The following is a 24255-nucleotide window of genomic DNA, read 5'->3' as shown; positions in this document are numbered from 1 at the left end:
TTCCTAGTTGGCTACTTTCTGCCAGCATTGCCGGAAAATGGGCACTTCGTCAAGTGCAATACCTTTTGATGCGCTGGTCAGAGGTCGTCGTGGCTCGAGAATGCCGAAGTTGGGCCATGTGCTTCGTGGTGTTCCTGCCCCTTTGGCGCAGGCTGCGAGAGGCGTTGCACCGTGGCCTGTGAAGTTTCCTGCACACTTTCCGCCACTTCGATCAGCGCAATCGGAACTTGAAGCGGCGCGGCAGGCTACATTCGGGCTCCTTGTCACGAGGCGGCCAATCACGATTGTGGATTGCCGCAACGACTACTGACTCCGAAAGATCGGCAGGCAAGTTGCCGAAAACTCCGTGGAGCATCCGCGGGCATAGCCGGTATCTGTTGAAGCCCACTAAGCTGGACAAAGCTCGGCAATTCAGGCCGACACCGCAACCTGATGAAAGAAGTGAGCACCCAGTTATGGCACAAGCCGCAGCAATGGCCCACATTGCAGACCTGGCCGAATACGTAGCGACCTCCCCGTCGAGCTTCCATGCGGCAGCCAGCGCTGCCAAACGATTGGACGCTGCGGGTTTTACTGCATTGGACGAATCCGCCGCGTGGACTCTGAGCGCGGGCTCCTACTACGTGGTGCGTGACGGCGCCGTCATCGCGTGGGTTCAGCCCGAAGGAGCCACCGCGACCAGTGGTTTCCACATCCTCGGCGCACACACAGATTCACCAGGTTTTAAACTCAAGCCCAAACCAACCACCAGCTCCAACGGATGGTGGCAGGCAGGCGTCGAGGTTTACGGTGGTCCGCTGCTGAATTCCTGGTTGGACCGCGAACTGGTGCTCGCAGGGCGTCTGGTGCTGCGCGACGGATCCGTGCACCTGGCTCAGACCGAACCGCTTCTGCGCATTCCGCAGCTCGCAATTCATCTGGATCGACAGGTGAACGAGGGTCTGACCTTGGACAAGCAGACCCACACGAACCCGATATTCGGTGCCGGGGATCTGGCAGACGCAGACATTCTGGGAATTCTGGCGGCCTCAGCGGGCGTGGATCCGGCATTGGTTGCGGGCTACGACGTGCTCACCGCTCCCGCTCAGCGCGGCGAGGTATTCGGTCACGGCAAAGACTTCTTCGCCAGTTCACGACTGGATAACCTCACCAGCGTGCATGCTGGACTGATCGCGTTGACCGGTCACTCCAGGAGCCCATCGGGCAACCACATCGCCATGCTCGCCGCCTTTGACCACGAGGAAATCGGTTCGGCATCACGTTCCGGTGCCAGCGGACCATTCTTGGAAGAGCTGCTGGGGCGGATTCAGGCTTCCTTCGGCGCGAGCACCGAAGATACCGCTCGCGCGATGTCCGCTTCGATCTGCCTCTCCGCGGATGCCGGTCACGCGGTGCACCCGAACTATGCGGAGCGTCATGACCCGGCCAACCGGCCGCAGCTCAACGGTGGTCCATTGCTGAAGATCAACGCCAATCAGCGCTACGCCACCGACGCGGTCGGGGCCGCAGCCTTCGCGAACTGGTGCGAGAGCGCCGGAGTCCCGTACCAAGAGTTCGTCTCGAATAACCGCGTACCGTGCGGTTCCACCATCGGCCCGCTGACCGCCACCCGTTTGGGCATACGTACCTTGGATGTGGGTGTCGCGCTGCTATCGATGCACTCGGCTCGCGAGATGTGCGGCGTGGATGATCCTTGGTACCTCTCGAAGGTCTCCCGGGTATTTTTCGGAGCCTAGAAAATCTACCTCGCTCCAAATGAATTCAGGATCTTTTGATGCTGAATTCATTTGGGGTTGGAGGTTGCCATAACGGCTGAGATCTATGGCGTTTGCGCTCCTTCATATGTCGTGGCACATGATGGCATAATCGCCTGCATGACGATCTTCGCTCAAGACCTGCTGGTCTTCCAACAGACCAAGAACATCTCAAGGAATGACTTCGCCATCATGGACGGCGCTGGCGGGCAGATCGCACACGTTGAAACGGGCGGCAGCGCACTGGGCCGCATGTTTGCCGGTGCGCGGCAACTGACGGTCTTTGATGGCCCGGATAACCCTGTTATCCAGGTCAAGGACACCATGACCATGGGCCGCGACCGTTTCGAAATCTCAGACGGCCAGGGGGCTCCACTGGCGAGTCTCGTCAAACGGGTCACCTTCTTCAAGACGCGAGTCACCATGTCCATGCAGGGCGAAGAATTGGATTTGCTCGGTAGCGTCTGGGACTTTGATTTCCAGATCACCGGTCCCGGCGGTGTTCTGGGTACGGTGACCCGCGAATGGTCGGGGATGGGCAACGCTCTGATGGGCAAATCAACTTATGCGTTGAAGTTGGCTGAAAACCTCACCACGCAGCAACGCCAAGCGATCATCGGGTCGGTCTTGGCGTTAGACCTCATCAGGGAAAAGCGCCAGCGTAGCTAACTGGGAAGTTCTGGCGGCAGAAATAGTCGCCAGGAGGAATACCTTTAACTGCTTGTCATCTGTGGATAAGGCCTAGTTGTCGTGGCCTGTCGGGTTGCTGTCGGATAACAGTCGGGGGCAAGTCGTGGTGCTTTCGTGGGTGCCGCCAGTAGTGTCAGTTCCATGAATGAATCACGGATTGCAGAACTTCGCCGCGCTAAAGGTTGGACGCAAGAACGTCTGGCCACGGAAAGCAGCATCACTGTCAGAACTGTTCAGCGACTGGAAGCCGGCAATGATGCCAGCCTGGAGACGCTCTCATTGATCGCCAAAGCGTTGGACGTGCAGGTTGGCGAGCTTTTTATCAGCGTGCAAACCCCACGCTTCTCAGAGGCCGTCGACGGATTAGAGTCCCGAACTCGGGTAGATCAAGAGCGTCGGGATTCGGCGACGCAAGGAATCGTGCTGATTTATCGAGGACTGGGAATACTAGTTACTTTCGCAACCCTCATTCTTGCCACGGTAGGAAATTTTGGCTGGTATATCTGGCTTCTCATACCGGCCTACTGGGCAGTGGGACGGTTGCTGCTTGAAGCGGTGTTCCGTCTGAGAATTGATCCAAAGCTGGATGCCAAATATCCACTCTCCATGGCCAATAGGAAACTCTTGGGCTAACTAAGGCTGTTGGCAACTCATATGCGGGTTACAAGCACCCATGAGTTTCCCACCTGTAGTTTTGTTTGCAGACGCCCAGCGATTACCTGCTGTTAACCAGGAGCTGGTCTGATCAAAGAATATGAGTTCACTTTCGGCAAACACCAAAAATTTCAGACCCGAAATCCAGGCATTGCGTGCCCTCGCGGTCCTTTTGGTGGTTGCCTATCACCTGGAGCCTGGACTGCTGCCCGGCGGATATATTGGCGTGGACATCTTTTTCGTCATCTCCGGCTTCTTGATCACCTCGCACCTTCTGCGGGAGGCACAGCGTACCGGGACGGTGAACCTAGCGTCCTTCTTCGCCGGGCGTGCCCGGAGGATCTTGCCGGCGGCAATGCTCGTCATTCTGGTGGTCGTTGCGGCGGCTCTGCTCATCCTCCCGAAAACTCAGTGGGGGACACTCGGCGTGCAGGCGCTCGCCTCGGCCTTCTCGGTGCAGAACTGGGTGCTGGCCGCGGATTCCGTAGACTATTTGGCAGCTGAGCAGGCGCCAGGGCCCCTGCAGCACTTTTGGTCCCTAGGGGTTGAGGAGCAGTTCTACCTATTCTGGCCGCTGCTGGTGCTGGCGGTCTGCATGCTGGTCAAACACAATCTCCCCGGTCCACGAACCGATCGCTTTGCCTCCCGCCGTCGCATGCTGTGGATCGTTTTTACGGTTACCGCACTCGTCTCCTTGGGCTATTCGATCTTCACCGGATACTCCGGGGATGCCGCCGGCTACTTCATGACAACTACCCGCATCTGGGAGCTAGCGGCCGGGGGACTGCTGGCCCTTGCGGCCGATGGGCATGCACACGGCGCCTTCAAACTTCCGCGCTGGGCTAGCTCATGGTCGGTGCGCAATGCGCTGGTACTCCTCGCGCTCGTGGCAATTCTCGGTGCGGCCTTCACCTATGACGCGCAAACCGTATTCCCCGGAATCGCCGCCGCCCTCCCGGTGCTTGGCTGCGCGGCAATCATTGCCGCAGGCACTACCTCGGGCCCCGGCTCGCTACACCCACTGGTGAATTTTGCTCCGGTGCAATGGGTGGGCTTGGCCTCGTACTCTTTGTATCTCTGGCACTGGCCGCTGATAGTTTTCGCCACCCACCTCACCGGGCATGATCCGACCCCGGTGGAATCCCTGGCGCTGTTGGCAGGGTCACTAGGATTAGCCTGGGCCAGCCTGCGTTTCGTCGAGACCCCGCTACGGAATTGGCGGCCGGTGGCCGCCTCCGCGAAGCGTTCGCTGCTTGCAGGTGCCACATTGATCGCGGTGGTTGCCTCCGTGGCGCTGATTCCGGGCGTTGCGCAACGCGAATCGATCGAACGCGATCAGCAAGAAGTCGCCGCGATGCTGCAGGACCCTCCGGCCGGTTTTGGCGCAGCCTCCGTATCGGTGGGCGCGCCGGCCTATTTGGCAGACCAGCCTCAGATCATTCCGGTGCCGGCAACAGCCGAAGACGATCAGCCGGACTTAGGCGACTGCGTGCAGGACCCGCAATCCACCCAGATCAAGGAATGCGAATTCGGCAGTGAGGATGCCACCTTCACCGTGGCCTTAGTTGGCGACTCCCACGCAGCCCACTGGTTCGAGGCGCTCGCCGGCCATGCCAAGGAACGCGGCTGGAAAGTCGTGACCTATTTGAAGAATTCCTGCCCGTTCAGCGCCGAAAGCCGCACCGCCGAACGCGACGGAGGGATCAATTGCGCCGAAGCCAATGAGCAGACACTGAAGAAACTGGGCGAACGCGAGGACCTCAACGCGATTGTTGCGGCCAACTGGGGCGGCGCGAGCTTCGTCGGGGACGCGGCTCAGGGGTACGCCGAGCAGTGGGGCAAGCTAGAGGACGGCGGACGCCAGGTGTACGCGGTGGTTGATACGCCGCGACCTCCTCAGGATTCCTATGCGCGCGACTGCGTGGAGGAGCACTCATCCAACCCAGAAGAGTGTTCCTTTGACAAGGAATCCGCCTTCGAAGAGGGGGATGCCACCCGCCAGGCCGCCAAGCTTGAACCCCGGGTCCAGGTGCTGGATTTCAGCGACCAGTTCTGCATTGCCCAGCGCTGCCCGGCCGTCATCGGAAATGTCCTTGTTTACCGGGATAAGCATCATGTCTCTGACACCTATATGCGCACGTTGGCGCCGGTGCTCGGCGAACGCCTGGAAGCCGCAATGGACGGCAAACAAAAATGAGTTCATGATCTAGGACACCAAGGGTTCTGTCCCGACCGACATCTCGGGTAGGATTGAAAGGTCTGTGCTACTGCACGCCCGAAACTTGGGTGCCGCGGAGCATTGATAACGCAAGAACCTCCTGTTGCGGAAATGCCGCGACCGTTTAGCCCAAAGGAGGTGGGTTCACATGCGTGCTTATGAACTTATGGTCCTCATCGATCCAGAGGTCGATGACCGCACCGTAGAGCCAACCATCGAGAAGTACCTCGAGGTTGTTCGCGCTGCTGGTGGATCGATCGAGAAGGTCGATATCTGGGGACGTCGCAAGATGTCTTACGAGATCCAGAAGAAGGCAGAAGCCATCTACATCGTGGTGAACTACACCGCGGATCCAGCTACTTCGTTCGAGCTTGAGCGTCAGCTCAAGATCAACGAGCAGATCCTGCGCCACAAGGTCACCCGTCCGGAAGAGGCTCGCGTTTAATTACGCTTGCAACATCTTTCGTTGTACGACAAACGTTCATTCTGAGTAAGGAGAGTCAATGGCAGGCGAGACTGTTATTACCGTCATCGGAAATCTGACCGCCGATCCGGAGCTGCGATTCACGCCATCCGGTTCAGCCGTAGCGAACTTTACGATCGCTTCGACTCCTCGCACCTTCGATCGCCAGTCCAATGAATGGAAGGACGGGGAAGCCCTGTTCTTGCGTGCATCGGTGTGGCGTGAGGCTGCAGAAAACGTAGCCGAGACGTTCACCAAGGGCATGCGAGTCATCGCTCAGGGTCGTCTGCGCTCGCGTTCGTACGACACCAAGGAAGGCGAACGTCGCACCGTCATGGAGCTAGAGGTCGATGAAATCGGCCCGTCGCTCCGCTTTGCGTCTGCCAAGGTAACCCGCACCCAGCGCTCCGGCGGTGGCCAGGGCGGCTTTGGCAACAACGGTGGCGGTGGAGGTTTCTCCAACGCGCCGCAGCAAAACGCCCCACAAGCGCAGCCGCAACAGCAGCCACAGCAGGGCGGTGGATGGAATGCTCCATCCAACGACCCGTGGAGCACCGGAGGCAACTCCGGCGGTAACAACGGCGGCGGCGGTGGCTGGGGCAACCCAGGCAACGACGAGCCACCTTTCTAACAATTATTTATTCACCATCCCGCAGATCTCTCTGCGGGCTCCAAACCTAAGGAGCTCCACGATGGCTAAGGCTGAAATCCGTAAGCCCAAACCAAAGTCCAATCCCTTGAAGGCCGCTGACATCACCGTCATCGACTACAAGGACGTAGCGTTGCTGCGCAAGTTCATCTCTGATCGCGGAAAGATCCGCGCTCGTCGCGTGACCGGTGTATCGGTTCAGGAACAGCGCAAGATCGCACAGGCAATCAAGAACGCACGTGAAGTAGCCCTGCTGCCTTACTCCGGCGCTGGCCGAGGCTAAGGAAGAGGGATAGCAAAATGGCAAAGATCATTCTGACTCACGAAGTATCCGGTCTGGGTGCTGCAGGCGACATTGTTGAGGTAAAGAACGGCTACGCCCGTAACTACCTCCTTCCACGCGGGTTCGCACTCGTGTGGACCAAGGGCGGTGAGAAGCAGGTTGAGTCCATCAAGGCTGCTCGTGCCGCTCGTGCCGTTGCAAACCTTGAGGAAGCTCAGGCAATTGCAGCGAAGCTGAAGTCCCAGCCGGTGAAGATCACCGTCAAGGCTGGCGCTAACGGCCGCCTGTTCGGCACCGTTAAGACCGCTGACATCGCTGACGCAGTTGAGGCTGCCGGTCTGGGTAAGATCGACAAGCGCAACGTTGAGGTCAACGACCACATCAAGTCGACTGGCAACTACAGCGCAACCGTTCGCATTCACGCGGATGTTGTTGCAAACCTGAAGCTTCAGGTTGTAGCTGCTGCCAAGAAGTAAGTCTTCTTAGACTCACCTCTTTTCAATGGGTGGTGCATTCTCCGAAAGGGAATGCACCACCCATTGGCGTTTAACGGCTCTTTCGAGAACGGCCCAAAGCGCGGGAGAAGTCGATGAGGATTCCGAGTGCGATAAAGCCCAAAGCTGGGAGCCAGGTTCTGGCTATCGTTCCAAGTCCATTGAGCCCTTCGGGATCTTGGTCGCGATTGATAAGTTGAAATACCGGCCATAGTATTCCCAGGGCTAGTCCGATCATCATGAACATTTGGTGGCCCTTTGCCGCGTCTTTTTTGGGGAAGCTTTGGGCGTAGTCATTTGGCGTGCCGAAGTTGTTCGTTGCCTCTTCGTAGTCACTGCACTCCGAACTCACCTCGCGCAGAATATCGCGAATGGTATCGGTATTCTGGTTGCGCAGGGAGAGGTTGAAACGCAGCTCTTCGAGGTAAGTGTCGATATTTTTCATGTGGAGCTCCTAACCAATCTGGCGTAGCCAGAGTCGAATTTCTTGCAGAGTCTGTTGGCCCTGTTCGGTGATTTTGAAGTTCTTGCGTGCCGGTCCGCGAGCTGCGATTTCCCATTCAGCTGCGATGTCTCCGGCTTCTTCCATGGTGCGAAGCAGGGGGTACAAGGTGCCGCTCTTGATCCCGGTGATGCCGTGCTCTTCGAGTTTTGAAAGCATGGAGTAACCGTGGCTGGGCTCTTGGAGTAGTTGGCTCAGGATCACGACGGGCAGCATGGAACGCTTGACCTGATGAACTACCTTATTCTCGTTCATGCCTTAAGTATGTTTCATACATAGATGCGTTTTCGTCCAACTTTTGGATGACATTCCCTGTCCGCCCAAGTCATGCGGGCTTGCTGTGGCTCCACGCCGTGGCATAACCCGGAGTTAGTGCACAATTCATCTAGTTGTGGCGAACTAATGGCGTCACAATCATTGGGGATCGATGCCACCGCCCATAATCTCGAAGGTGAGAGTGACTATGACTGACGAAAATAAAAGAAGCGGTGGAACACATGGGCTTTGCGTATGCCGATCCAGATGTATTAACTGATTCCCAACGCGACGCGGTAGCCGAACACCGGCGCACCGTGCAGGAAGAATCGCGCAAGCTGTCGCTACGCGAAATGCGCGAAGAAGCGGAATTGAGCCAGGTGGAACTGGCCGCCTTGCTGAAGTTGAGTGTTGATCGCGTTGCCCGCATGGAAACCGGAGACATAGACCGCGTGCAGTTCGCCACCTTGCGCCGTTACGTCGAAGCAATGGGCGGCAGGCTGCAGATAAAGGCTGTCGGCGAAGCCATCCACGTGGAGTTGAACTAGGGCATAGGGTCGACTCCGGTCAGACCGGTCAGCGCAAATTGAACGCACCTCGTCGCTAAAATCCCCACCTATCGCGAATAAGGCCTAGTGGCGTTCTCATTCTCTGCAAATAACGGCTAAAGTGTTCCGATGAGATGCAGGTTATAGACCTGAATCACAAGGAAGTTTAGAAGGGGTTATTTTGCACGAGCGTATTCACCACCGAGCCTTTGCTGACCGTTTGATGAGTGCCGAACAGGCGGCAACTTTCATCAAACCCGGTATGACAGTGGCCATGAGTGGCTTTACCGGTGCGGGATACCCCAAAGCGGTCCCGGGCGCGCTCGCGGCGCAGATGGAACGCCAGCATGGCGAAGGCAAAGACTTCAAGATCAATGTGCTCACCGGCGCATCGACCGCTCCCGAGCTTGACGGGGTCCTGGCTAAGGCGGAGGGCATGAACCTGCGCCTGCCTTATATGTCCGATCCGGAGCTACGCCGCCGGATCAACGAAGGCAACATGGAGTACATGGACATTCACCTGTCCCACGTCGCTCAGCACGCCTGGTTCGGCTTCTACGGCAAGATCGATGTAGCTATCGTCGAGGTGGTCGGGGTGACCGCAGAAGGCGACCTCATCCCTTCCAGTTCGGTAGGCAATAACAAGACCTGGTTGGAAATGGCAGACCAGATCATCATCGAGGTTAACACCCAGCAGTCGGCCTCTTTGGACGGCATGCACGATATCTACTACGGAACCGCGCTGCCACCGCGGCGCAAACCGATCAACTTGACCACGGTGCGCGACCGCATCGGACAGAAGTACATGGACATCGACGTCACCAAGGTGGTGGCGGTCGTCGAAACCGACGCGCCTGACCGCCTGAGCCCTTTCGCTCCGGTGGACGAGACCAGCACGAAGATTGCCGATCATCTTCTGGACTTCCTGGATTACGAGATCCGCCAGGGACGGCTCACCGAGAAGCTGCTGCCGCTGCAGTCGGGGGTGGGAAACATTGCCAACGCGGTGCTCGCGGGACTGGCCCGCGGCGGCTACAAGGGCTTGACTGCCTACACCGAGGTCATCCAGGACGGAATGCTGGAGCTGATCAAGGACGGGACCATCGAGTTCGCCTCCGCCACCAGCTTCTCATTGTCGGCCGACGGCATCGATGAGTTCAACAAGCACGTGGACCACTACCGCGAACGCATCTTGCTGCGTGCCCAGGAAATCTCCAACCACCCGGAGATCATTCGCCGGTTAGGCTGTATCGCGCTGAACGGCATGATCGAGGCGGATATCTACGGCAACGTGAACTCCACCAACGTGCTCGGTTCGCATGTGATGAACGGGATCGGCGGCTCGGGCGACTTTGCGCGCAACGGCTACCTGTCGGTCTTCATGTCCCCATCGACCGCCAAGGGCGGCAAGATTTCGGGCATCGTGCCGATGGCCAGCCACGTGGACCACACCGAGCACGACACCATGATCCTGATTACCGAACAGGGCCTAGCCGACCTGCGTGGGCTTTCACCCAAGCAGCGTGCCCAGCTGGTTATCGACAAGTGCGCGCACCCTACGTACCGTCCGATGCTGCAGGATTACTTCGACCGTGCCCGCAAGGACAGCTACGGCAAGCACACGCCACACCTGTTAGGCGAAGCCTTGAGCTGGCACCAGCGCTACTACGAGACCGGGGACATGCGCCCGGCCGAATAACCGCTCGCATCCCGTGCAGCGAGCCCGTGGGAACCCGAAGGTTTTCGCGGGCTCGCGCTCTTTCACAACTCTGAAATCATCCCCGAATAGACTAGGCCCGCGGCCAGGCGCAGTTCCGACCCGGACCGCGGCCCGCCAGTTGATGCGCCCGGCAGCGGTCGAGTCGTCAGATAGCTGGCCCAGAGCCGGCTGGTGGTCTGCAGAATTCGCTGATCCACAGGGGAACTCACGCTCGTAGCTAGCAGCTGTTCGATTGACTGCTCTAGGTTCTCCAGATAATGCGCCAAGGCATCTGCCACCTCTAAGTGGGTATGCTGTTCGCGCCACACCACCACGCGTAGCATCGTCGAACGCGCTTGGTCCGCGGTGTAGCGCTCGGCGATCCGCACCAGGCCAAGAACGGGATCGCCGGGAACGGCCAACGGCTCGGAGTCGATCTTTTCGCCCTGGAAACGCTCCTCCAGCAACGCCGTGAGTAGCGCGAACTTCGCTGGGAAATAATAGAACAGCAGCCCTTTGGGCACGCCAGCATCTCTCGCGATATGCGATGTAGGGGTCCCATCGAATCCCTGCTTCGCGAACAGTTGTTCGGCGGCGTCCAGGATGCGGGTGCGTGCGGCGGCCCCGGTTTCATCCTTGGCGCGGGGCGAGTGTTTGCCACCATGGGTAGGAGTGCGCAGGGGCATTGAGGGATCCTTGAGCGGTTGAGCTGCGGGCAAGAATGACGCGTGCGACTCAGCGGGCTATGCCCGTCGTCCCGCACGCGTCCGGTTGCGTGTTGATGATGGTTGTCAGTGCGCGGCCCGCGTACCGCCATGGGTTTCGTGGCGCAAGTTCATCGCCGGTGCTACGGCCCAGAGCGAAGCAGCCAAGCCAACGGCGCCACAGATCCACGAGACCCAAGAAGCAGTGGCATAGCTGCTGGCGTAGGATCCGAGCCAAGGCGAGACGATCAACAGTGCGCTGATCGCGGCCAGAAGCCACTCCAGGCTGACTAGCCGTGGCATTGCGGCACTCCATACGCCGACGACGACCATCAGGGCCCCAAGGCCCACCATCAGGTTCATGGACATTGTGGTGCCCGTGACCCAAATTGTAGACAGTGCGGCGTAGGCTCCTGCCACCACGACTACCCAATCTTGCCACCGAGTCCATTTCTTCATTGAAAATCGCCCTCCTAGTGGTCGAAATGCTCCCTTTGGGAGTCAAGTTCCAATTTATGATTGATTGACCGCCCGGTCAATTATTTATCCGGGGTTTCGGACTCTGGCTGGTGGGCCGACTTTCGCCACGAGCCCGGTAGGGCAAAAAACCATTTGACGGCCGAATTTCCAATATCCGGCAGCCGTATTTGGTGGATTCGCGGGAGCGCTAGCGATGCAGGCTTGGGCGATAGATGAGCTCCTGCGTCCGGCCATCGAGCAGCCGGGACTCTACGAGTTCCAAGTCGAAGTCCTCGACACCCTCGAAGATCGGTGATTGCCCGGTCAAACCGGTGAGCACCGGGAAGATAGTGACCTGAATGTAGTCGACAAGGCCGGCTGCCAACAGCGAACGGTTCATTGACAGCGAACCATGGGAGCGCAGCGGCACCGTGGATTCGGCTTTCAGCCGCGGTACTACGGCAAGGGCATCGCCGCGTTCGAGTACAGCGTCCGGCCAGCTCAGCGGGGCGACGAGGGAATTGGAAATGACGGTGGCAGGCTGTTCGTGCATGGCCTCGCCCCAAGGATCATCAACATCCGTGTATTTATCCGCCTCGGCCCAGAATTGGGCAAAGAGCCGATAGGTGTTTGCGCCGAAAACCATCCGGCAGGGTGGCGAGTAGTGCTCCAGGCGCCGAGCGAGCAGCTCCGGGCCCTGTTTACCCCAGTATCCACCCCAATTTCCGGTCGCGCTGCCGAATCCGTCGAGGCTAGTGAAAATGTCAAAGGTGTATGTCGCTGCCATGGGAACTCCCAGTGAAATTGGCGCTAAGTGCACACCAGCCTACGCCTCGCAGGTACGTGGGGGAACTTAAAGCGGGCATTAAATCAAACGTCTTCCCGATCCTCTGCAAGACTGCGACTGCGCAGCACGTTCTTCTGCACCTTGCCAGTGGAGGTACGCGGAAGATCCTGCGGAAACACGATGGTGCGCGGCACCTTGAATCCCGCTAGCCGTTCGCGGGCAAAATTGATCAGGCTCGCCTCATCGAGGCTCGAACCGGTGGTGCGAATGACATAGGCGACCGGACGCTCGCCCCATTTTTCATCGGGGACGCCCACCACCGCGAGATCCAGCACCTGCGGGTGCGAGGCGAGAGCCTGTTCGACCTCAATGGTCGAGATGTTCTCCCCACCCGAAATGATGATGTCCTTGGCGCGGTCCCGCACCTGAATGTAGCCGTCCGGGTGCATCACCCCCAGATCTCCGGTATGGAAGTAACCGCCAAAGAATGCCTGCTCGGTGGCTGCCTCATCACGGTAATAGCCAATCATCACGTTGTTCCCACGCAAGACGATCTCACCCATGGTTTGCCCATCGGCTGGGACATCCACCATATTCTCGTCAACAATGCGTGCGCTTTCGGCGGTCAGCATGCCCACACCTTGGCGGGAGAGCATGGAGGCCCTCGTGTCTTCATCCAGTTCATCCCAGTCATCCTGGTATTCACAGATGGTGTAGGGGCCATAGACCTCGGTCAGCCCGTACACGTGGATCACCTCGATACCCAAGTTCTGCAGTTTCGCGATAATTGCCGGGGAAGGTGGAGCTCCGGCGGTGGTGATGCGCAGTGGATCACTCAGCTCGTGGGCGCGCGTTGAATCGGCAATGATCGAGCAGACCGTCGGCGCTCCGCAGAGATGCGTGGCGCAAAGATTCTCAATGGCGTCCCATACCGAGTCCTCGCGCACCCCGCGCAAGCACAGGTGCGTGCCACCCGCTGCGGTGACCGCCCAAGGGGTGCACCAGCCGTTGCAGTGGAACATCGGCAGGGTCCACAGGTAACGGGATTTTGCGTTAAAGCCCTGGTGGTGGGCCTCGCTCAGCGAGTTCAGGTAGCTGCCTCGGTGCGAATAAAGCACGCCCTTGGGTTTGCCAGTGGTGCCCGAGGTGTAGTTCAACGTGATCGGTGCGCGCTCATCTTCCACCTCGTAGCTCAGGCGTTCCTCGCTGGCCTCATCCATAAGTTCGGAAAGTACCGCGTCCACGGCGACAACCGGTCGCTCTCCGGTGAATTGGTCGTCGGTAATCTCAATCAACGCGTCCAATGTGGGGAGCTCGGAACGCAGAGTGGAGGTGTTAGCCAACAGTTCGGTATCGGCGAAGAGCAGCTTCGACTCGGAATGATCCATGATGTAGCGCAGTTCGTGTGCTGAAAGGCGGGTATTCAGTGCGATCAGAACGCCCCCGGCCAGCGGTACCGCGTAGTGGGCCATGAGCATCTCGGGAGTATTGGGCGCCAGCACCGCGACGCGGTCCCCGGGAAGGATCCTTGCCTTGATGACCTGGGCGAAGCGTTGCACGCGGCTCTCGAATTCAGCATAGCTATAGCTACGGGTCCCGTGGATCACCGCAGTCTTCGACGGATATACCTCGGCTGAGCGCTGCAGGAATCGCAGTGGTGTGAGTTCCGAATGGTTAGCTTGGGTCATGACCATGTGTGCGATGTCCTTCGATTCTTATCCGTGGAATCCTTCAGCCAAAGCGTGTGAGCTGAAGCACTTGGGCCTTCATCCTCACATGAACCGCAGGGTCAAAGCAGGAACCGAAGTATCAATTCGTTCAGTGGGTGGATATCAGCGGCAAGTGACAGTTCAGTCGGTCAAAACTTCTGGGGAAATACCGATAATCCTGTCATCGTCTTCTTGCGGGGTGCCACGGCCGTCGGTGTTATTTGTCAGGATCAGGAGCTGGCCGGTTTCACTAATCGTCACATCTCTAAGGCGGCCGTGCTCACCTACGAAGTACTCGGATGAATCGTCCGGTGCACTCAAATCGACTGATCGCAGACGCTCTCCGCGCAGGTTAGCGATGTAGAGGACCCCATCATGAATGGTGATTCCGCTGGGGCTCGCGGACTGCGTGCTCCATTGCTGGACGGGGTCGCGGAATTCGGCATCTTCCGCAATGCCTTCATTCACCGGCCAGCCGTAGTTTCCACCAGGCTCGATAATGTTCAGTTCATCCCAACGGTTCTGCCCAAACTCGCTGGCATACATGGTTCCGTCGGGAGCCCAAGCGACACCTTGGGGGTTGCGATGGCCGAAACTGAAAACCGGAGAACCGGGGAACGGGTTATCTTCGGGTACCTCGCCCTGAACTGTCAGCCGCAGAATCTTGCCGCCTAAACTTTCCAGATCCTGGGCCGAGGATTCGTTGCCAGCGTCGCCCACGGTGACGTAGAGCATTGAATCCGGGCCAATGGCCAGGCGCCCGCCGTTGTGAACGCGTGCTGAAGGCAATCCGGACAGGATTGTCCGTGGATTACCCAGAGTGAGAGCGCCACTCTTGCCGGCAAGCTCGAATCGTTGGATGCGATTGCCGTCCTGTGCTGTGGAGTACACGAACAGATAGGGCTGTTGAAAGGCCAATCCGAGGAGTCCACCTTCGCCGCCATGCACCACGTCGTCCAGGTGGATGATCTGCCGGGCATGACCGGCTGCATCTATTTCCACAATTCGCCCCGAATCGCGTTCGGAAACGATCAGCGCACCTTCGGCGAAGACCATGGACCAAGGAGCGTTGAGTTCCGTTGCAATGGTTCGCGCTCCGGGCGGCTCCGTATCGATAGCGGTGCTGCTTGTCGTAACGCTGGGTGCGGGTGGGGTTTGGGAAGCGCATGCGGTGAGCAGTGCGATGCATGCAAGGACCCCGAGGCGGACGGTGATCTTTGGACTACCAGCTATTCGAGGCCGCATTGTTTCAGGCTAGCAAGATCCTTTCGCTACGCAAGAGGTCCGCCGATTCTTAAAGGCATCAGAAAAGGTACTTAACACGGTCTGCGCATTTACCCCGCCCACTCCGGCGATTGAATAAATTTTTGATAGACCCTTGAATATTTGGCGTCCATCGAATTTTAGGTTGAATATTTCGATTTGCGAAGCAATTTGTTTGACGAGCAGGAGTCCCGGCCAATATCGTTTATATCAGAATCATGAGCGTCAGCTAAAGGCCCTGGCTAGCTGGCCGGCAACCCTCTATACGGTAGCGGGGTGCTCCAGGTGAAGATTCGGTGTCGCGCAACACAGCACGATACAAGTACCGCACATCGAGGCGTAAAACCTTCGTCGGCGGGTAAGAGCAACTAATAGATGCTTTAGCCTGCCGTCGACCGTCGCCGTACCGGTGGGCACGAAGCAAAGGAAACAAAGCATGTCTTTGAATCAAGAACTTGACCCACTGACGCTGCGCAAAGTTTTCGCGCAGCACCCATCGGGCGTTGCAACTTTGTGCGCCGAGGTCAACGGGGAAAAGACGGGAATTGTCGCATCTTCCTTCACCGTGGGCGTCTCGCTGGAACCGGCGTTGGTGATGTTCGCAGTGCAGAAATCATCGAACACTTGGCCGAAATTGCGTAGCGCAAAGCGAATCGGCGTTTCGGTGCTCAGCGAGCGCAACGAAGGTGTCTGTGGGCAGATTGCTTCGAAGAGCGGAGATCGATTCCGTGGCGTTGACACCCACACCAGCGCCGACGGTTCGTTGTTTATCGAGGGCTCAACGCTGTGGCTCGACACGACGGTCTACAACGAGGTTGAGGCTGGAGACCACTGGGTCATTCTGTTGCAGGTCCATGGCCATAAGGTCGCCCAGCATTCGCCGTCGATTTTCCATGATTCACGATTTCACTCGTTACCAGTCCCGGAACTCGTCTAAATAATTTTCTTCGCTTCGCGCCACCTGTCACTCTTGCCGACAAGTGGCGCGAAGTCGTTTAATAGGTCAGCTAGGTTCACGTCCCATGGACACATCGAGTTCACATAGCCGCGCAGAGATGTCTGGCATCGAATTGTGGATTACTTGCCTCGAAGTTACGCTTTAGTAACTTTTTGAGGCGGTGACTACCGCTTTCTATGTGAGGGCTCTATCCACAAAACTATCCACACCTCTGTGGATGGGGCGTTGATAAGTCGTGATTATGGTTGAAAAACACCGGGATTCCGCTAATAATCCTGTGGATAACGCTAATCGCGAAGGTTGTCTCTACAAAGAAATTAACTTTCTATCCACAGGTGTGAAAATAGTAAACGCCAAGTCAACTGAGATTTAATGGAGTTTAAGTGGGGTAATCCACAAGCTTCTCCCCAAGTCGCACACAGGGTTATCCACAGCTAGAGGGGGATTATCCACAGATCCTGTGGATAACAGAGTTTGCGGCTATGGATAAGAGACCTACTGTTGGCGTTGGGACTGATATATCCACAGGTACCGCCAACACGATAACGTCGGTCGGCGATGACATGCTTGAGTGTTGCCATCATGGCACAAGGGTATTTCCCAGAGGGTCAATAGGGGATGGAAGTGTCTGTTATGAGCGCGGAGCCGGTCTACGAAAGCCAGGGTTCGGACGCGGGTCGCACCCCGCCGCAGGATATCCCTGCCGAAATGTCGGTTCTCGGCGGCATGATGCTGTCGAAAGATGCAATCGCCGATGTTGTTGAGGTGCTGCGCGGAACAGATTTCTATCGTCCGGCTCACGAATCAATTTTTGATGCGATCATCGATCTCTACGGACGTGGTGAACCCGCCGATGCCGTGACGGTCTCCGACCTCCTAACCAAACGCAGCGAAATCGCCCGCGTGGGTGGCGCCGCTTATCTGCACAACCTCATCCAGCAGGTGCCCACCGCCGCGAACGCCGGCTATTACGCTGAGATCGTGCGCGAGCGCGCCGTATTGCGCCGTCTAGTCGACGCCGGAACCCGTATCGTCCAGATGGGCTATTCACCAGACGGCGAAGTTGACGCAATCGTCAACGAAGCCCAGGCCGAGGTGTACAAGGTTGCCGAAAACCGCAACAGTGAAGACTACGTGCGCCTCTCGGACATCATTGAAGGCACTGTTGATGAAATCGAAAACGCTGCGAACGCCGGGGACGGCATCACCGGTGTTCCCACCGGTTTCTACGAGTTCGACGAACTGACCCAGGGGCTGAAGGGTGGCCAGATGATCATCATCGCTGCCCGTCCTGCTGTGGGTAAGTCGACCTTCGCCCTAGACTTCGCCCGTTCCGCGGCCATCAAGCACAACATGGCCACCGTCTTCTTCTCCTTGGAAATGGGCCGCAACGAAATTGCGATGCGCCTGCTCTCGGCAGAAGCATCCATCCAGCTGCAGGATCTGCGAAAGGGCTCGGTGGAGGACGCGCAGTGGACCAAGATCGCCACCACCATGGGCCGGTTGAATGAAGCGCCGCTGTTCATCGATGATTCACCGAACATGTCCATGATGGAAATCCGCGCCAAGTGCCGTCGGCTGAAGCAGCGCAACGAGCTGCGCATGATCATCCTCGACTACCTGCAGCTGATGAGCTCGGGCAAGCGCGTGGAATCGCGCCAGCAGGAAGTGTCCGAGTTCTCGCGTAACCTCAAGCTGCTGGCCAAGGAACTCGATGTTCCGCTGGTTGCCCTCTCGCAGCTGAACCGTGGTTCCGAGCAGCGTACCGACAAGAAGCCAATGATTTCGGACCTTCGTGAATCGGGCTCCATCGAGCAGGACGCCGACATGGTCATCCTGTTGCACCGTGACGATGTCTATGACAAGGAAAACCGTCCGGGTGAAGCCGACGTGATCATCGCCAAGCACCGTGCCGGTCCCACCAAGACCATCACGGTGGCATTCCAAGGCCACTACTCGCGCTTCAGCAACATGCAGAACGACGGCTAACCAACCGAAGCTGACCAAAAACAAAGTGCAGAGGCCAAGAAATCCGCGAGATTCCTTGGCCTCTGCACTTTTGTTGGTTGCTTTGCATCGCTGAATGCAGGCAAATGAGAATCTAACTCTGCCCACTCGCGCAGCACATATGGTCGGCTGCCTAGAATAGACCTAGGACACCACTGGAAAGTATCCCGGTAGCTCCCACCATGAGCGCCAGGCAGAGCGCGGTGATCTTGACCAGTCGGCGACGCGTATCTTCGTTAAGCATGGGCCCAGCTTACAAAGTAATGCAGTGCAACCACTAACTACCGGTCCCGAATCGGTGTCCGAGACGTTCAATGAAAGAATGGCCGCATGCCATCACCACGTGACTCTGCGGTAGATTCCGCAGCCGTCGAGTCCATCTATGCCGCCAAATATTTGGCAACCACCCTGGGCATGTTCGTCTTGGTCTTCTTAGTGGGATTCGAAGCATTGGCGGTTTCCACGATCATGCCGCTGGTCAGCGAGCTTCTCGATGGGCAGAAATACTTCGCGCTGGCCTTTGCCGCACCGATCGCTAGCGCGATGCTTGGCATGGTTGCCGCGGGAGAGATCTCGGACCGACGGGGCCCAAAAATTCCGCTGTACGGCTCCGTAACTATTTTTGCCGGGGGACTGCTGATCTGCGGCACCGCTGCGGACATGCAAGTGCTGATCCTGGGAAGAATTTTGCAAGGCATCGGTGGCGGCGCCGTGACCGTGGCACTATTCGTGCTGATCGCCCGGGCTTACCCGGCACGATTGCACAGCAAAATTTTCGCACTATTCGCCGCCGCGGGCGTGATCCCTGCGTTGCTCGGACCGTGGATCGCGGGCCTGATCGCCACATATCTCGGTTGGCGTTGGGTGTTTCTTGGGGTGCTGATCTTTATTGCCTTCGCGATCATGGCGGTTGTCCCGACCCTGCAACGGATGAATTCTGAACGCGATACAACCCTCGGACCAGTCTCAATCAAGCGGCTATTTCTCGCGGCTCTCACCGGAGCGTCGGTGATCGCCATGAACCTTTTGGGCCTTATGGACAACGGGTGGTTCTCCATCGTTGCACTCCTGGCAGCTATGGCGCTTGCACTTATGGCAATTCGTCCGTTGCTTCCCGCAGGAACCTTCACCGCCCGGCGTGGACTGCCAGCCACGGTGCTGACCCGCTCTCTGGTAGCCGGAGCATTTTTCGGCACAGAAATCTACCTGCCCTATTTGCTGCGCGAGGACTATTTTCTGCCACCGGACAGAGCGGGTTTGGTGCTCACCGCCTCCGCATTGTTCTGGGCCCTCGGTTCGTGGCTTCAAGGGAAATTTGCTGGGCGTTTGAACAATTCCACTTGCATCAGAGTAGGCGCCCTGGCGGGGGCCTTGGCCATCACCACGGCGCTCTATGCTGCTCTGCTCCATCCGCCAGTGACGATCATCGTGGTTGGTTGGGCAGTAGGCGGGTTCGGAATGGGGATGATCTTTCCACGCCAGAACGTGAATATGCTGGCCCTGTCGGGCAAGCAGGAACAAGGCTTCAATTCATCGGCAATGACCATGGCAGATGGGCTGGGCAACGCGGGAGTGACCGCACTTGGCGGAGTCATCTTCGCCACGGTGGCCATGGGGTTGGGCTTCGCCGCAGTTTTTGCCTTCTCATTGTTTCTCATGGTCGCGTTGTTGATCATTACGCCGCGGATCACATCCTCTGCGACGGCGGACCTTAGGTAGCCTAGGCGTATGAAAAATGAACTCCCAGCCATCGGCGCACCCGCCACCCGGGCGCTGCTAAGCGTTGGCATCACCAACCTCGAACTGGCAGGTGAAACCGGCGAGCAAGCACTACTCGAATTGCATGGTGTCGGTCCAAAAGTGCTCAGCATCCTCCGCGAAGCCTTAGCTGAGCGGGGCCTTGAAATGCAGGATTAGGCGCTCGGCAAGGCCTTCAGGTGTTCTGGGGTCGTCGCGACGAGGTGCGGCTGGTACTCTGCGTGCTTGGCCACGTAGGCCTTGACGTATGGGCAGACTGCGACGATCTTGGCTCCACCGGCAATGGTATTCTCCAATGCGAATTTCACCATCACACTGGCCAATCCTTGGCCGCTGTATTTCTCATCCACGGTCGTGTGGAAGAAGATCCGCTCGATGCCAGCAGAACCGCTGAAGTCACGAAAATGGGCCGCACCAATAAGATTTCCATCATCGTCCAGCGCGTACCGCCGACGTTCGGGGAGGAATACCGGGGTGATCTCACTCATTTGATTACCGCTTTCTATGAGGGGTTAACTCGCGTACGTAGTCGGACTGTAGGCAGTGCCGGGGCTGGCAATGGCGCCGGAGTATTTGCTGGGAACGGCCCAAACCGGTCCTCAGAACTGTCTCCTGGCTCGGCACCAATTTCCGCCTGGTACTGAGCGCGGAATGCGAGGACTTCTTCATGGCTTCGGCCCACGAAGTTCCACCACATGAGGATCTCTTCTTTCAGTGGCTCTCCACCGATTACCAAGGCACGGAGCGGCTGCCCGCCGGCCTTGATACGCAGCGTCTTGCACCCTGCCCGTACGAAGCCCAGTTCACGGTGCTCTAGTAGTTGGCCGTTGACAGTCGGACGGCCTTGATCAACGAGTACGCCGTGTTCGTGATGTGCTGGGACCGTGATTTCCACCTCGGTGTGCGGGTCAAGGTGCAGCTCGGCCCCGCTGAGCTCGGTATGCGTCTTGACCGGGGAGGTGAGGCTCTTCTCGCCAATCGCGAGAGTGCCGAGGAAAACGTTGAGCATCCATCCGTTGCCGTATGCCGGTTCGGGACTGTAGCTTTCGAAGGTTGGTTCCATATTGCGCACCCGATCGGGCAGGGCGGTCCAGAGCTGGGCTCCGTGCAGGATCGTGGTTTCTTCGCACAGTATTTCAGAGTGCGTGATTCCGTATCCGGCGGTCATGAGGTTCAGTTCACCGGGGCGCACTATGGCCTTATGCCCGGCCGAGTCGATGTGTTCTATTTCGCCGGAAAAAAGCCAAGAGACGGTCTGCAGCCCGGTGTGAGGATGCCGTGGCACGTTCATTCCACCGGTGACTGATACTTCGTCAGGTCCATAGTGGTCGAGGAAGCACCAAGCGCCAATCAAGCTGCGCTGTTTCTGCGGAAGAGTCCGGGAGACTGTCATGGCTCGCGGGCCGCCGAGGGGGACTAAGCGGGGTTCCAGTGTTTGAACCTCTGCCCGTGCGTCGAGGTTGCTGCAGTCGATCTCCGCCGGAGCCTGTTCAAGGTTGCTCATAACCTAAGACTAGGCAGGATATCTGATTCGTGCCACCCACAGGGCGGTGGTTCCAACCCAAGCAGCCACGGCAACCCAAATCACAAACTGCCCCAGTATGAAGAGAGCGGAAAAATCCGGAATGGACCCCAGAGAAAGGCATGAAGCGGCAAGCATGCCCAACGGGAAAACAATCGCCCAGAGGCTAGTTTCATAGCTAAGAGGGTGACGATGAATGATGTGCCGCCAGAAACCGAAGACCAGCAGCATGGGAATGAACCATAACCCGATGGCGAGCAACGCCAAGGTGGTGAAGGCGATGTTTGCCTGAAGCCAGTTCGGAATCTCTCCGCGGTTCGCCAAGCCAAGTAGTTGTGAGCCGGTCAGTACGCTGATTGCAGTGGAGCCCATGAAGATCCAATACGTCGGTGAGAGCGTCTCTGCACGGTTAGGATAACGGATCATGCGCACCGTCACGAGGGTAGCTGTCAGCAAATACAGTGCACAGCCTAGCAACCAGATAGCTAAGGAAAACATGGCGGTCCAACTGCCAAGACTCGTATTATGCGCCAAGCCACCAGCAACGGATTGTGTGGCTACCACCCACAAGAACCATGACCCATTCGCATGGGTGAGTGCCGGTTCTGGACGTTCATGCAGCACCAACCCGGCGGGAATTGCATAGGTGATGACCAGCCAGATGAGCGACCCAAAAATCAGTGCTGTCACTGCGGCGCCCGGGAGGTTCAACACCGCCAACGCGAGAGCTAAGACATTCGACGCCGCAACCACTGTGAAGAACCCAAAGCCAACGGCGGGGTTCAACATATCTATTTGAACTGCCGACGGATAACGCACCACCCGCAGCATCAACACCACGAGCAGCCCGAGGAACATGAAGCTGGCCAAGATGCAGAATGCCTGGCCCAGGGCGGAAAATCCGGAAAGAACCAGACCCATGCCTACGATGCCGGTGGCCATCACGCTAGAAAACACCGACGGGGCAAGTGTGGCTACCCATCGCGTGAATCGCGACCGGATATCACGCAGTTCTGGGTTCACCTAGGTCTCCTTGAAGTCTTCATATCCCGATGTTGAGGGTAACGCTTGCGACGCTCTGCCACCAAGCCCTGACTCAGGATGCTGGCGTACGATCTAAGTGTCGGTAGCGGCATGACCCAAGGAGAACAAAACATCGTGGACAGCGCCAATCTTCGTCGTGATGATCTACTCAAGCTTGAGCGGCAGTTGTGTTTCGGATTGGCAGTCGCGTCACGATCGGTGATTTCAGCATATAAGCCGGTACTGGACCCACTGGGACTGACTCACCCGCAATATCTGGTGATGCTGGCTCTGTGGGAGTCTGCTCCAATCGGCGCGCGAGAGCTCAGCGAAAAGCTGCACCTGGATCCAGGGACTCTCTCCCCGCTAGTTAAACGTCTTGAAAAAGCCGGGTTGCTCGAACGCAGAAAGAATCCGCGCGATGAGCGCGCGATCATAATTGAGACTACCGAACGGGGTAAAGAACTGCGTGAGCAGGCATTGAACGTTCCTAGTGAGATGATGAATCGGCTGAACTTGAGTGAGCAAAAGGTTGTCGAGTTGTGTGAAATTCTTAGCGGAGTAGTGGATGCGGGAATCGCGGCGCCCACGGCGTGATGAAGAATATAGTTGGTGCACCAAGTATTGGAGTAAGCTTTAGTTACGGACGTATACGGCGCCTGTGCCCAATAAATTGAGGTTTCCCCATGGATGAGTCACCACTGCCCATCATCAGTGACACCACCGGCCTAAGCCTTGGGTATCGCGCTCGATGGCGCTTGAAGTACTTGGGCTTGAGTATTTTTGGTCCGGCCGAACGCTCGATCATGAGTAGCCCCCGCGAACGCATTAAATGGGACCGCGCCATGATGGTCTTGCGTGCCCACGAAGCTTCCGGTACTCAGGCCGATGAATTAACCATATATACCGCTAGCCGCATGGAATCCCGTCGCCCCAAATAGTCGGCTTTAGATTCCCTGCCAAGAGCACGGTAAAATCTGAGTATGCAGGAAATGAATGAACTTGTATTGTCCCGGCAATTCGCCGCTCCACGTAGCGCGGTCTGGGCGGCATTCGTCGAGCCGGAGATTATTTCCCAGTGGTGGGGGCCTCACGGTTGGACCGTGCAAGAAGGCTCGGTATTTCTCGAGCCAAAGGTCGGTGGACGCCACGAGCTGACCATGGCTCAAAGCGATAATCCGGAAGCTCAGGTACCACTCAAGGCAGTGGTCACGATCTTCGACGAACTGGAATGCTTTGCCAGCGCCGATGGACCGCATGAGATGACCCTAGATCTGATCATTCATACCAAAGTGGAATTCAAGGAATTCGCCGGTCAGACCTACGTGACCCTGACGCAGAGCCCGCTTCCACATGAAGTAATCGAGAGCAGTAACAAGGCGTGGAATTCGGCGTTTGCAAAGCTTGAATCACTCTTGGCCGAATACTTCTAAACCGGCTTCGGCACTAGATAGCTGCGCGCGGACTTGATGCGTGCGGTTTTCACGGCTCCCGTAAAACGCAGCACGTGGCTAAAAGCCGCTGAGATGTTCTGACCGTTAGTGATATTTCCATCGACACTTCCTTCGCGACCGTGCGTGAGCACGCTTTTGAATTCGAGAGATTTTATATCTCCTGAAATCATCACCCAGTTACAAAGTGCATCGATCCCGTGCAGCGTCTGGAAACCAACAATCTCCCACTCGACATCTTCGGTGAGCCACCTTCTGAGATGATCCAGATCGCGACCGTGAAGCGCCACGATCACATCCTGAATCACCAGGTGGCGTGGGGCATTACCGCAATTGGCCGGGTAGCTCACTTGCATTGCTGATGGTTCGGCGCTCATCTTCTCACTTGCCTGAGTTTGGACTCCA

28 protein-coding genes and 1 riboswitch are annotated in these 24255 nt (G+C 57.6%); of the genes, 17 read left to right on the top strand and 11 right to left on the bottom strand.

The genetic code is table 11. From position 1 onward, the window contains the following. The first annotated feature begins 455 nt into the window (after positions 1-455). The 8 genes from LG294_RS18090 (at position 456) to rplI (ending at position 7187) form a co-directional block, all read left to right on the top strand. Entirely contained in the window at positions 456-1736 is a 1281-nt protein-coding gene (locus LG294_RS18090) for a M18 family aminopeptidase (protein ID WP_404288238.1), read from the top strand. 138 nt (positions 1737-1874) lie between these two features. After that, positions 1875-2423, top strand: coding sequence for an LURP-one-related/scramblase family protein (locus tag LG294_RS18085; protein WP_404288236.1), 549 nt, complete (start codon positions 1875-1877; stop codon positions 2421-2423). A 162-nt stretch (positions 2424-2585) separates the two neighbouring features. Beyond that, positions 2586-3077: a helix-turn-helix domain-containing protein gene (locus LG294_RS18080; protein ID WP_404288234.1), complete on the top strand. Its 492-nt coding sequence runs from the start codon at positions 2586-2588 to the stop codon at positions 3075-3077. A 121-nt stretch (positions 3078-3198) separates the two neighbouring features. Then, entirely contained in the window at positions 3199-5295 is a 2097-nt protein-coding gene (locus LG294_RS18075) for an acyltransferase family protein (RefSeq protein ID WP_404288232.1), read from the top strand. A gap of 169 nt (positions 5296-5464) precedes the next feature. Further along, positions 5465-5761: a 30S ribosomal protein S6 gene (rpsF, locus tag LG294_RS18070; RefSeq protein WP_096282853.1), complete on the top strand. Its 297-nt coding sequence runs from the start codon at positions 5465-5467 to the stop codon at positions 5759-5761. Between the two features lie 58 nt (positions 5762-5819). Next, positions 5820-6410 (top strand): single-stranded DNA-binding protein, encoded by a 591-nt coding sequence (locus tag LG294_RS18065; RefSeq protein WP_404288229.1) that lies wholly within the window; start codon positions 5820-5822, stop codon positions 6408-6410. A 61-nt stretch (positions 6411-6471) separates the two neighbouring features. Further along, the gene (gene rpsR, locus LG294_RS18060) at positions 6472-6711 is read left to right on the top strand and encodes a 30S ribosomal protein S18 (protein WP_026820365.1); all 240 of its coding nucleotides are present in this window, start codon (positions 6472-6474) and stop codon (positions 6709-6711) included. A 17-nt stretch (positions 6712-6728) separates the two neighbouring features. Beyond that, positions 6729-7187, top strand: coding sequence for a 50S ribosomal protein L9 (gene rplI / locus LG294_RS18055; RefSeq protein WP_096282849.1), 459 nt, complete (start codon positions 6729-6731; stop codon positions 7185-7187). A 70-nt stretch (positions 7188-7257) separates the two neighbouring features. Here the strand turns inward: rplI and LG294_RS18050 are convergent, their stop codons facing one another. Next, the gene (locus tag LG294_RS18050; protein ID WP_404288227.1) at positions 7258-7650 is read right to left on the bottom strand and encodes a hypothetical protein; all 393 of its coding nucleotides are present in this window, start codon (positions 7648-7650) and stop codon (positions 7258-7260) included. A 9-nt stretch (positions 7651-7659) separates the two neighbouring features. Next, complete coding sequence (locus tag LG294_RS18045; RefSeq protein WP_404288225.1) at positions 7660-7962, bottom strand: PadR family transcriptional regulator; 303 nt, start codon at positions 7960-7962, stop codon at positions 7660-7662. Positions 7963-8204: 242 nt separating this feature from the next. Here LG294_RS18045 and LG294_RS18040 point away from each other — a divergent pair, with 242 nt between their 5' ends. Both LG294_RS18040 and LG294_RS18035 read left to right on the top strand, forming a co-directional pair. Then, a complete protein-coding gene (locus LG294_RS18040) occupies positions 8205-8510 on the top strand; it encodes a helix-turn-helix domain-containing protein (protein WP_404288223.1) in 306 nt (101 codons plus the stop codon). Positions 8511-8733: 223 nt separating this feature from the next. Then, positions 8734-10209, top strand: coding sequence for an acetyl-CoA hydrolase/transferase family protein (locus LG294_RS18035; protein WP_404288221.1), 1476 nt, complete (start codon positions 8734-8736; stop codon positions 10207-10209). Between the two features lie 62 nt (positions 10210-10271). Here the strand turns inward: LG294_RS18035 and LG294_RS18030 are convergent, their stop codons facing one another. The 5 genes from LG294_RS18030 to LG294_RS18010 form a co-directional block, all read right to left on the bottom strand. Then, on the bottom strand, positions 10272-10895 hold the full coding sequence (locus tag LG294_RS18030) for a TetR/AcrR family transcriptional regulator (protein ID WP_404288219.1): 624 nt from the start codon (positions 10893-10895) through the stop codon (positions 10272-10274). Positions 10896-11000: 105 nt separating this feature from the next. Beyond that, on the bottom strand, positions 11001-11372 hold the full coding sequence (locus LG294_RS18025) for a hypothetical protein (protein WP_404288217.1): 372 nt from the start codon (positions 11370-11372) through the stop codon (positions 11001-11003). 208 nt (positions 11373-11580) lie between these two features. Then, complete coding sequence (locus LG294_RS18020) at positions 11581-12159, bottom strand: dihydrofolate reductase family protein (protein WP_404288215.1); 579 nt, start codon at positions 12157-12159, stop codon at positions 11581-11583. Positions 12160-12242: 83 nt separating this feature from the next. Beyond that, entirely contained in the window at positions 12243-13853 is a 1611-nt protein-coding gene (locus LG294_RS18015) for an AMP-binding protein (protein WP_404288213.1), read from the bottom strand. Between the two features lie 156 nt (positions 13854-14009). After that, entirely contained in the window at positions 14010-15113 is a 1104-nt protein-coding gene (locus LG294_RS18010; RefSeq protein WP_404288211.1) for a PQQ-dependent sugar dehydrogenase, read from the bottom strand. 232 nt (positions 15114-15345) lie between these two features. Beyond that, a riboswitch (SAM riboswitch) is annotated at positions 15346-15462 on the top strand. A 105-nt stretch (positions 15463-15567) separates the two neighbouring features. Between LG294_RS18010 and LG294_RS18005 the strand changes: the two genes are divergently transcribed. The 4 genes from LG294_RS18005 to LG294_RS17990 all read left to right on the top strand — a co-directional run bounded on the left by LG294_RS18005 (position 15568) and on the right by LG294_RS17990 (position 20013). After that, on the top strand, positions 15568-16068 hold the full coding sequence (locus LG294_RS18005) for a flavin reductase family protein (RefSeq protein ID WP_404288209.1): 501 nt from the start codon (positions 15568-15570) through the stop codon (positions 16066-16068). Between the two features lie 654 nt (positions 16069-16722). Further along, positions 16723-18078: a replicative DNA helicase gene (gene dnaB, locus LG294_RS18000; RefSeq protein WP_404288207.1), complete on the top strand. Its 1356-nt coding sequence runs from the start codon at positions 16723-16725 to the stop codon at positions 18076-18078. 348 nt (positions 18079-18426) lie between these two features. Then, positions 18427-19815 (top strand): MFS transporter, encoded by a 1389-nt coding sequence (locus LG294_RS17995; protein ID WP_404288205.1) that lies wholly within the window; start codon positions 18427-18429, stop codon positions 19813-19815. Between the two features lie 9 nt (positions 19816-19824). Then, positions 19825-20013 carry a DNA-binding protein gene (locus tag LG294_RS17990; protein WP_404288203.1) on the top strand — a complete coding sequence of 63 codons (189 nt, stop codon included), beginning with the start codon at positions 19825-19827 and terminating at the stop codon, positions 20011-20013. Here the strand turns inward: LG294_RS17990 and LG294_RS17985 are convergent. Genes LG294_RS17985 through LG294_RS17975 form a run of 3 tightly spaced genes read right to left on the bottom strand, consistent with a single transcriptional unit; the run spans position 20010 to position 22399 of the window. After that, the gene (locus tag LG294_RS17985) at positions 20010-20342 is read right to left on the bottom strand and encodes a GNAT family N-acetyltransferase (protein WP_404288201.1); all 333 of its coding nucleotides are present in this window, start codon (positions 20340-20342) and stop codon (positions 20010-20012) included. The two genes, LG294_RS17990 and LG294_RS17985, sit on opposite strands and share 4 nt — an antisense overlap. 14 nt (positions 20343-20356) lie before the next feature. Further along, positions 20357-21358: a pirin family protein gene (locus tag LG294_RS17980; RefSeq protein ID WP_404288199.1), complete on the bottom strand. Its 1002-nt coding sequence runs from the start codon at positions 21356-21358 to the stop codon at positions 20357-20359. A 9-nt stretch (positions 21359-21367) separates the two neighbouring features. After that, positions 21368-22399, bottom strand: a complete 1032-nt coding sequence (locus LG294_RS17975; RefSeq protein ID WP_404288197.1) for a tellurite resistance/C4-dicarboxylate transporter family protein — start codon at positions 22397-22399, stop codon at positions 21368-21370. Between the two features lie 135 nt (positions 22400-22534). On the opposite strand from LG294_RS17975, the gene LG294_RS17970 reads away from it, so the two are divergent. From LG294_RS17970 to LG294_RS17960, 3 genes are all read left to right on the top strand, one after another. Next, on the top strand, positions 22535-22996 hold the full coding sequence (locus LG294_RS17970; protein WP_404288196.1) for a MarR family winged helix-turn-helix transcriptional regulator: 462 nt from the start codon (positions 22535-22537) through the stop codon (positions 22994-22996). Positions 22997-23085: 89 nt separating this feature from the next. Then, positions 23086-23340, top strand: coding sequence for a hypothetical protein (locus LG294_RS17965; protein ID WP_404288194.1), 255 nt, complete (start codon positions 23086-23088; stop codon positions 23338-23340). A gap of 51 nt (positions 23341-23391) precedes the next feature. Continuing rightward, positions 23392-23832 carry an SRPBCC domain-containing protein gene (locus tag LG294_RS17960; RefSeq protein ID WP_404288192.1) on the top strand — a complete coding sequence of 147 codons (441 nt, stop codon included), beginning with the start codon at positions 23392-23394 and terminating at the stop codon, positions 23830-23832. Here LG294_RS17960 and LG294_RS17955 read toward each other — a convergent pair. After that, positions 23829-24227, bottom strand: a complete 399-nt coding sequence (locus LG294_RS17955; protein WP_404288190.1) for a hypothetical protein — start codon at positions 24225-24227, stop codon at positions 23829-23831. The two genes, LG294_RS17960 and LG294_RS17955, sit on opposite strands and share 4 nt — an antisense overlap. Between the last annotated feature and the right edge of the window lie 28 nt (positions 24228-24255).

It is taken from the genome of Glutamicibacter arilaitensis, from assembly GCF_044793945.1.
GTDB classification, from domain to species: domain Bacteria; phylum Actinomycetota; class Actinomycetes; order Actinomycetales; family Micrococcaceae; genus Glutamicibacter; species Glutamicibacter arilaitensis_B.
This window is presented reverse-complemented; position numbering and strand designations above follow the sequence as displayed.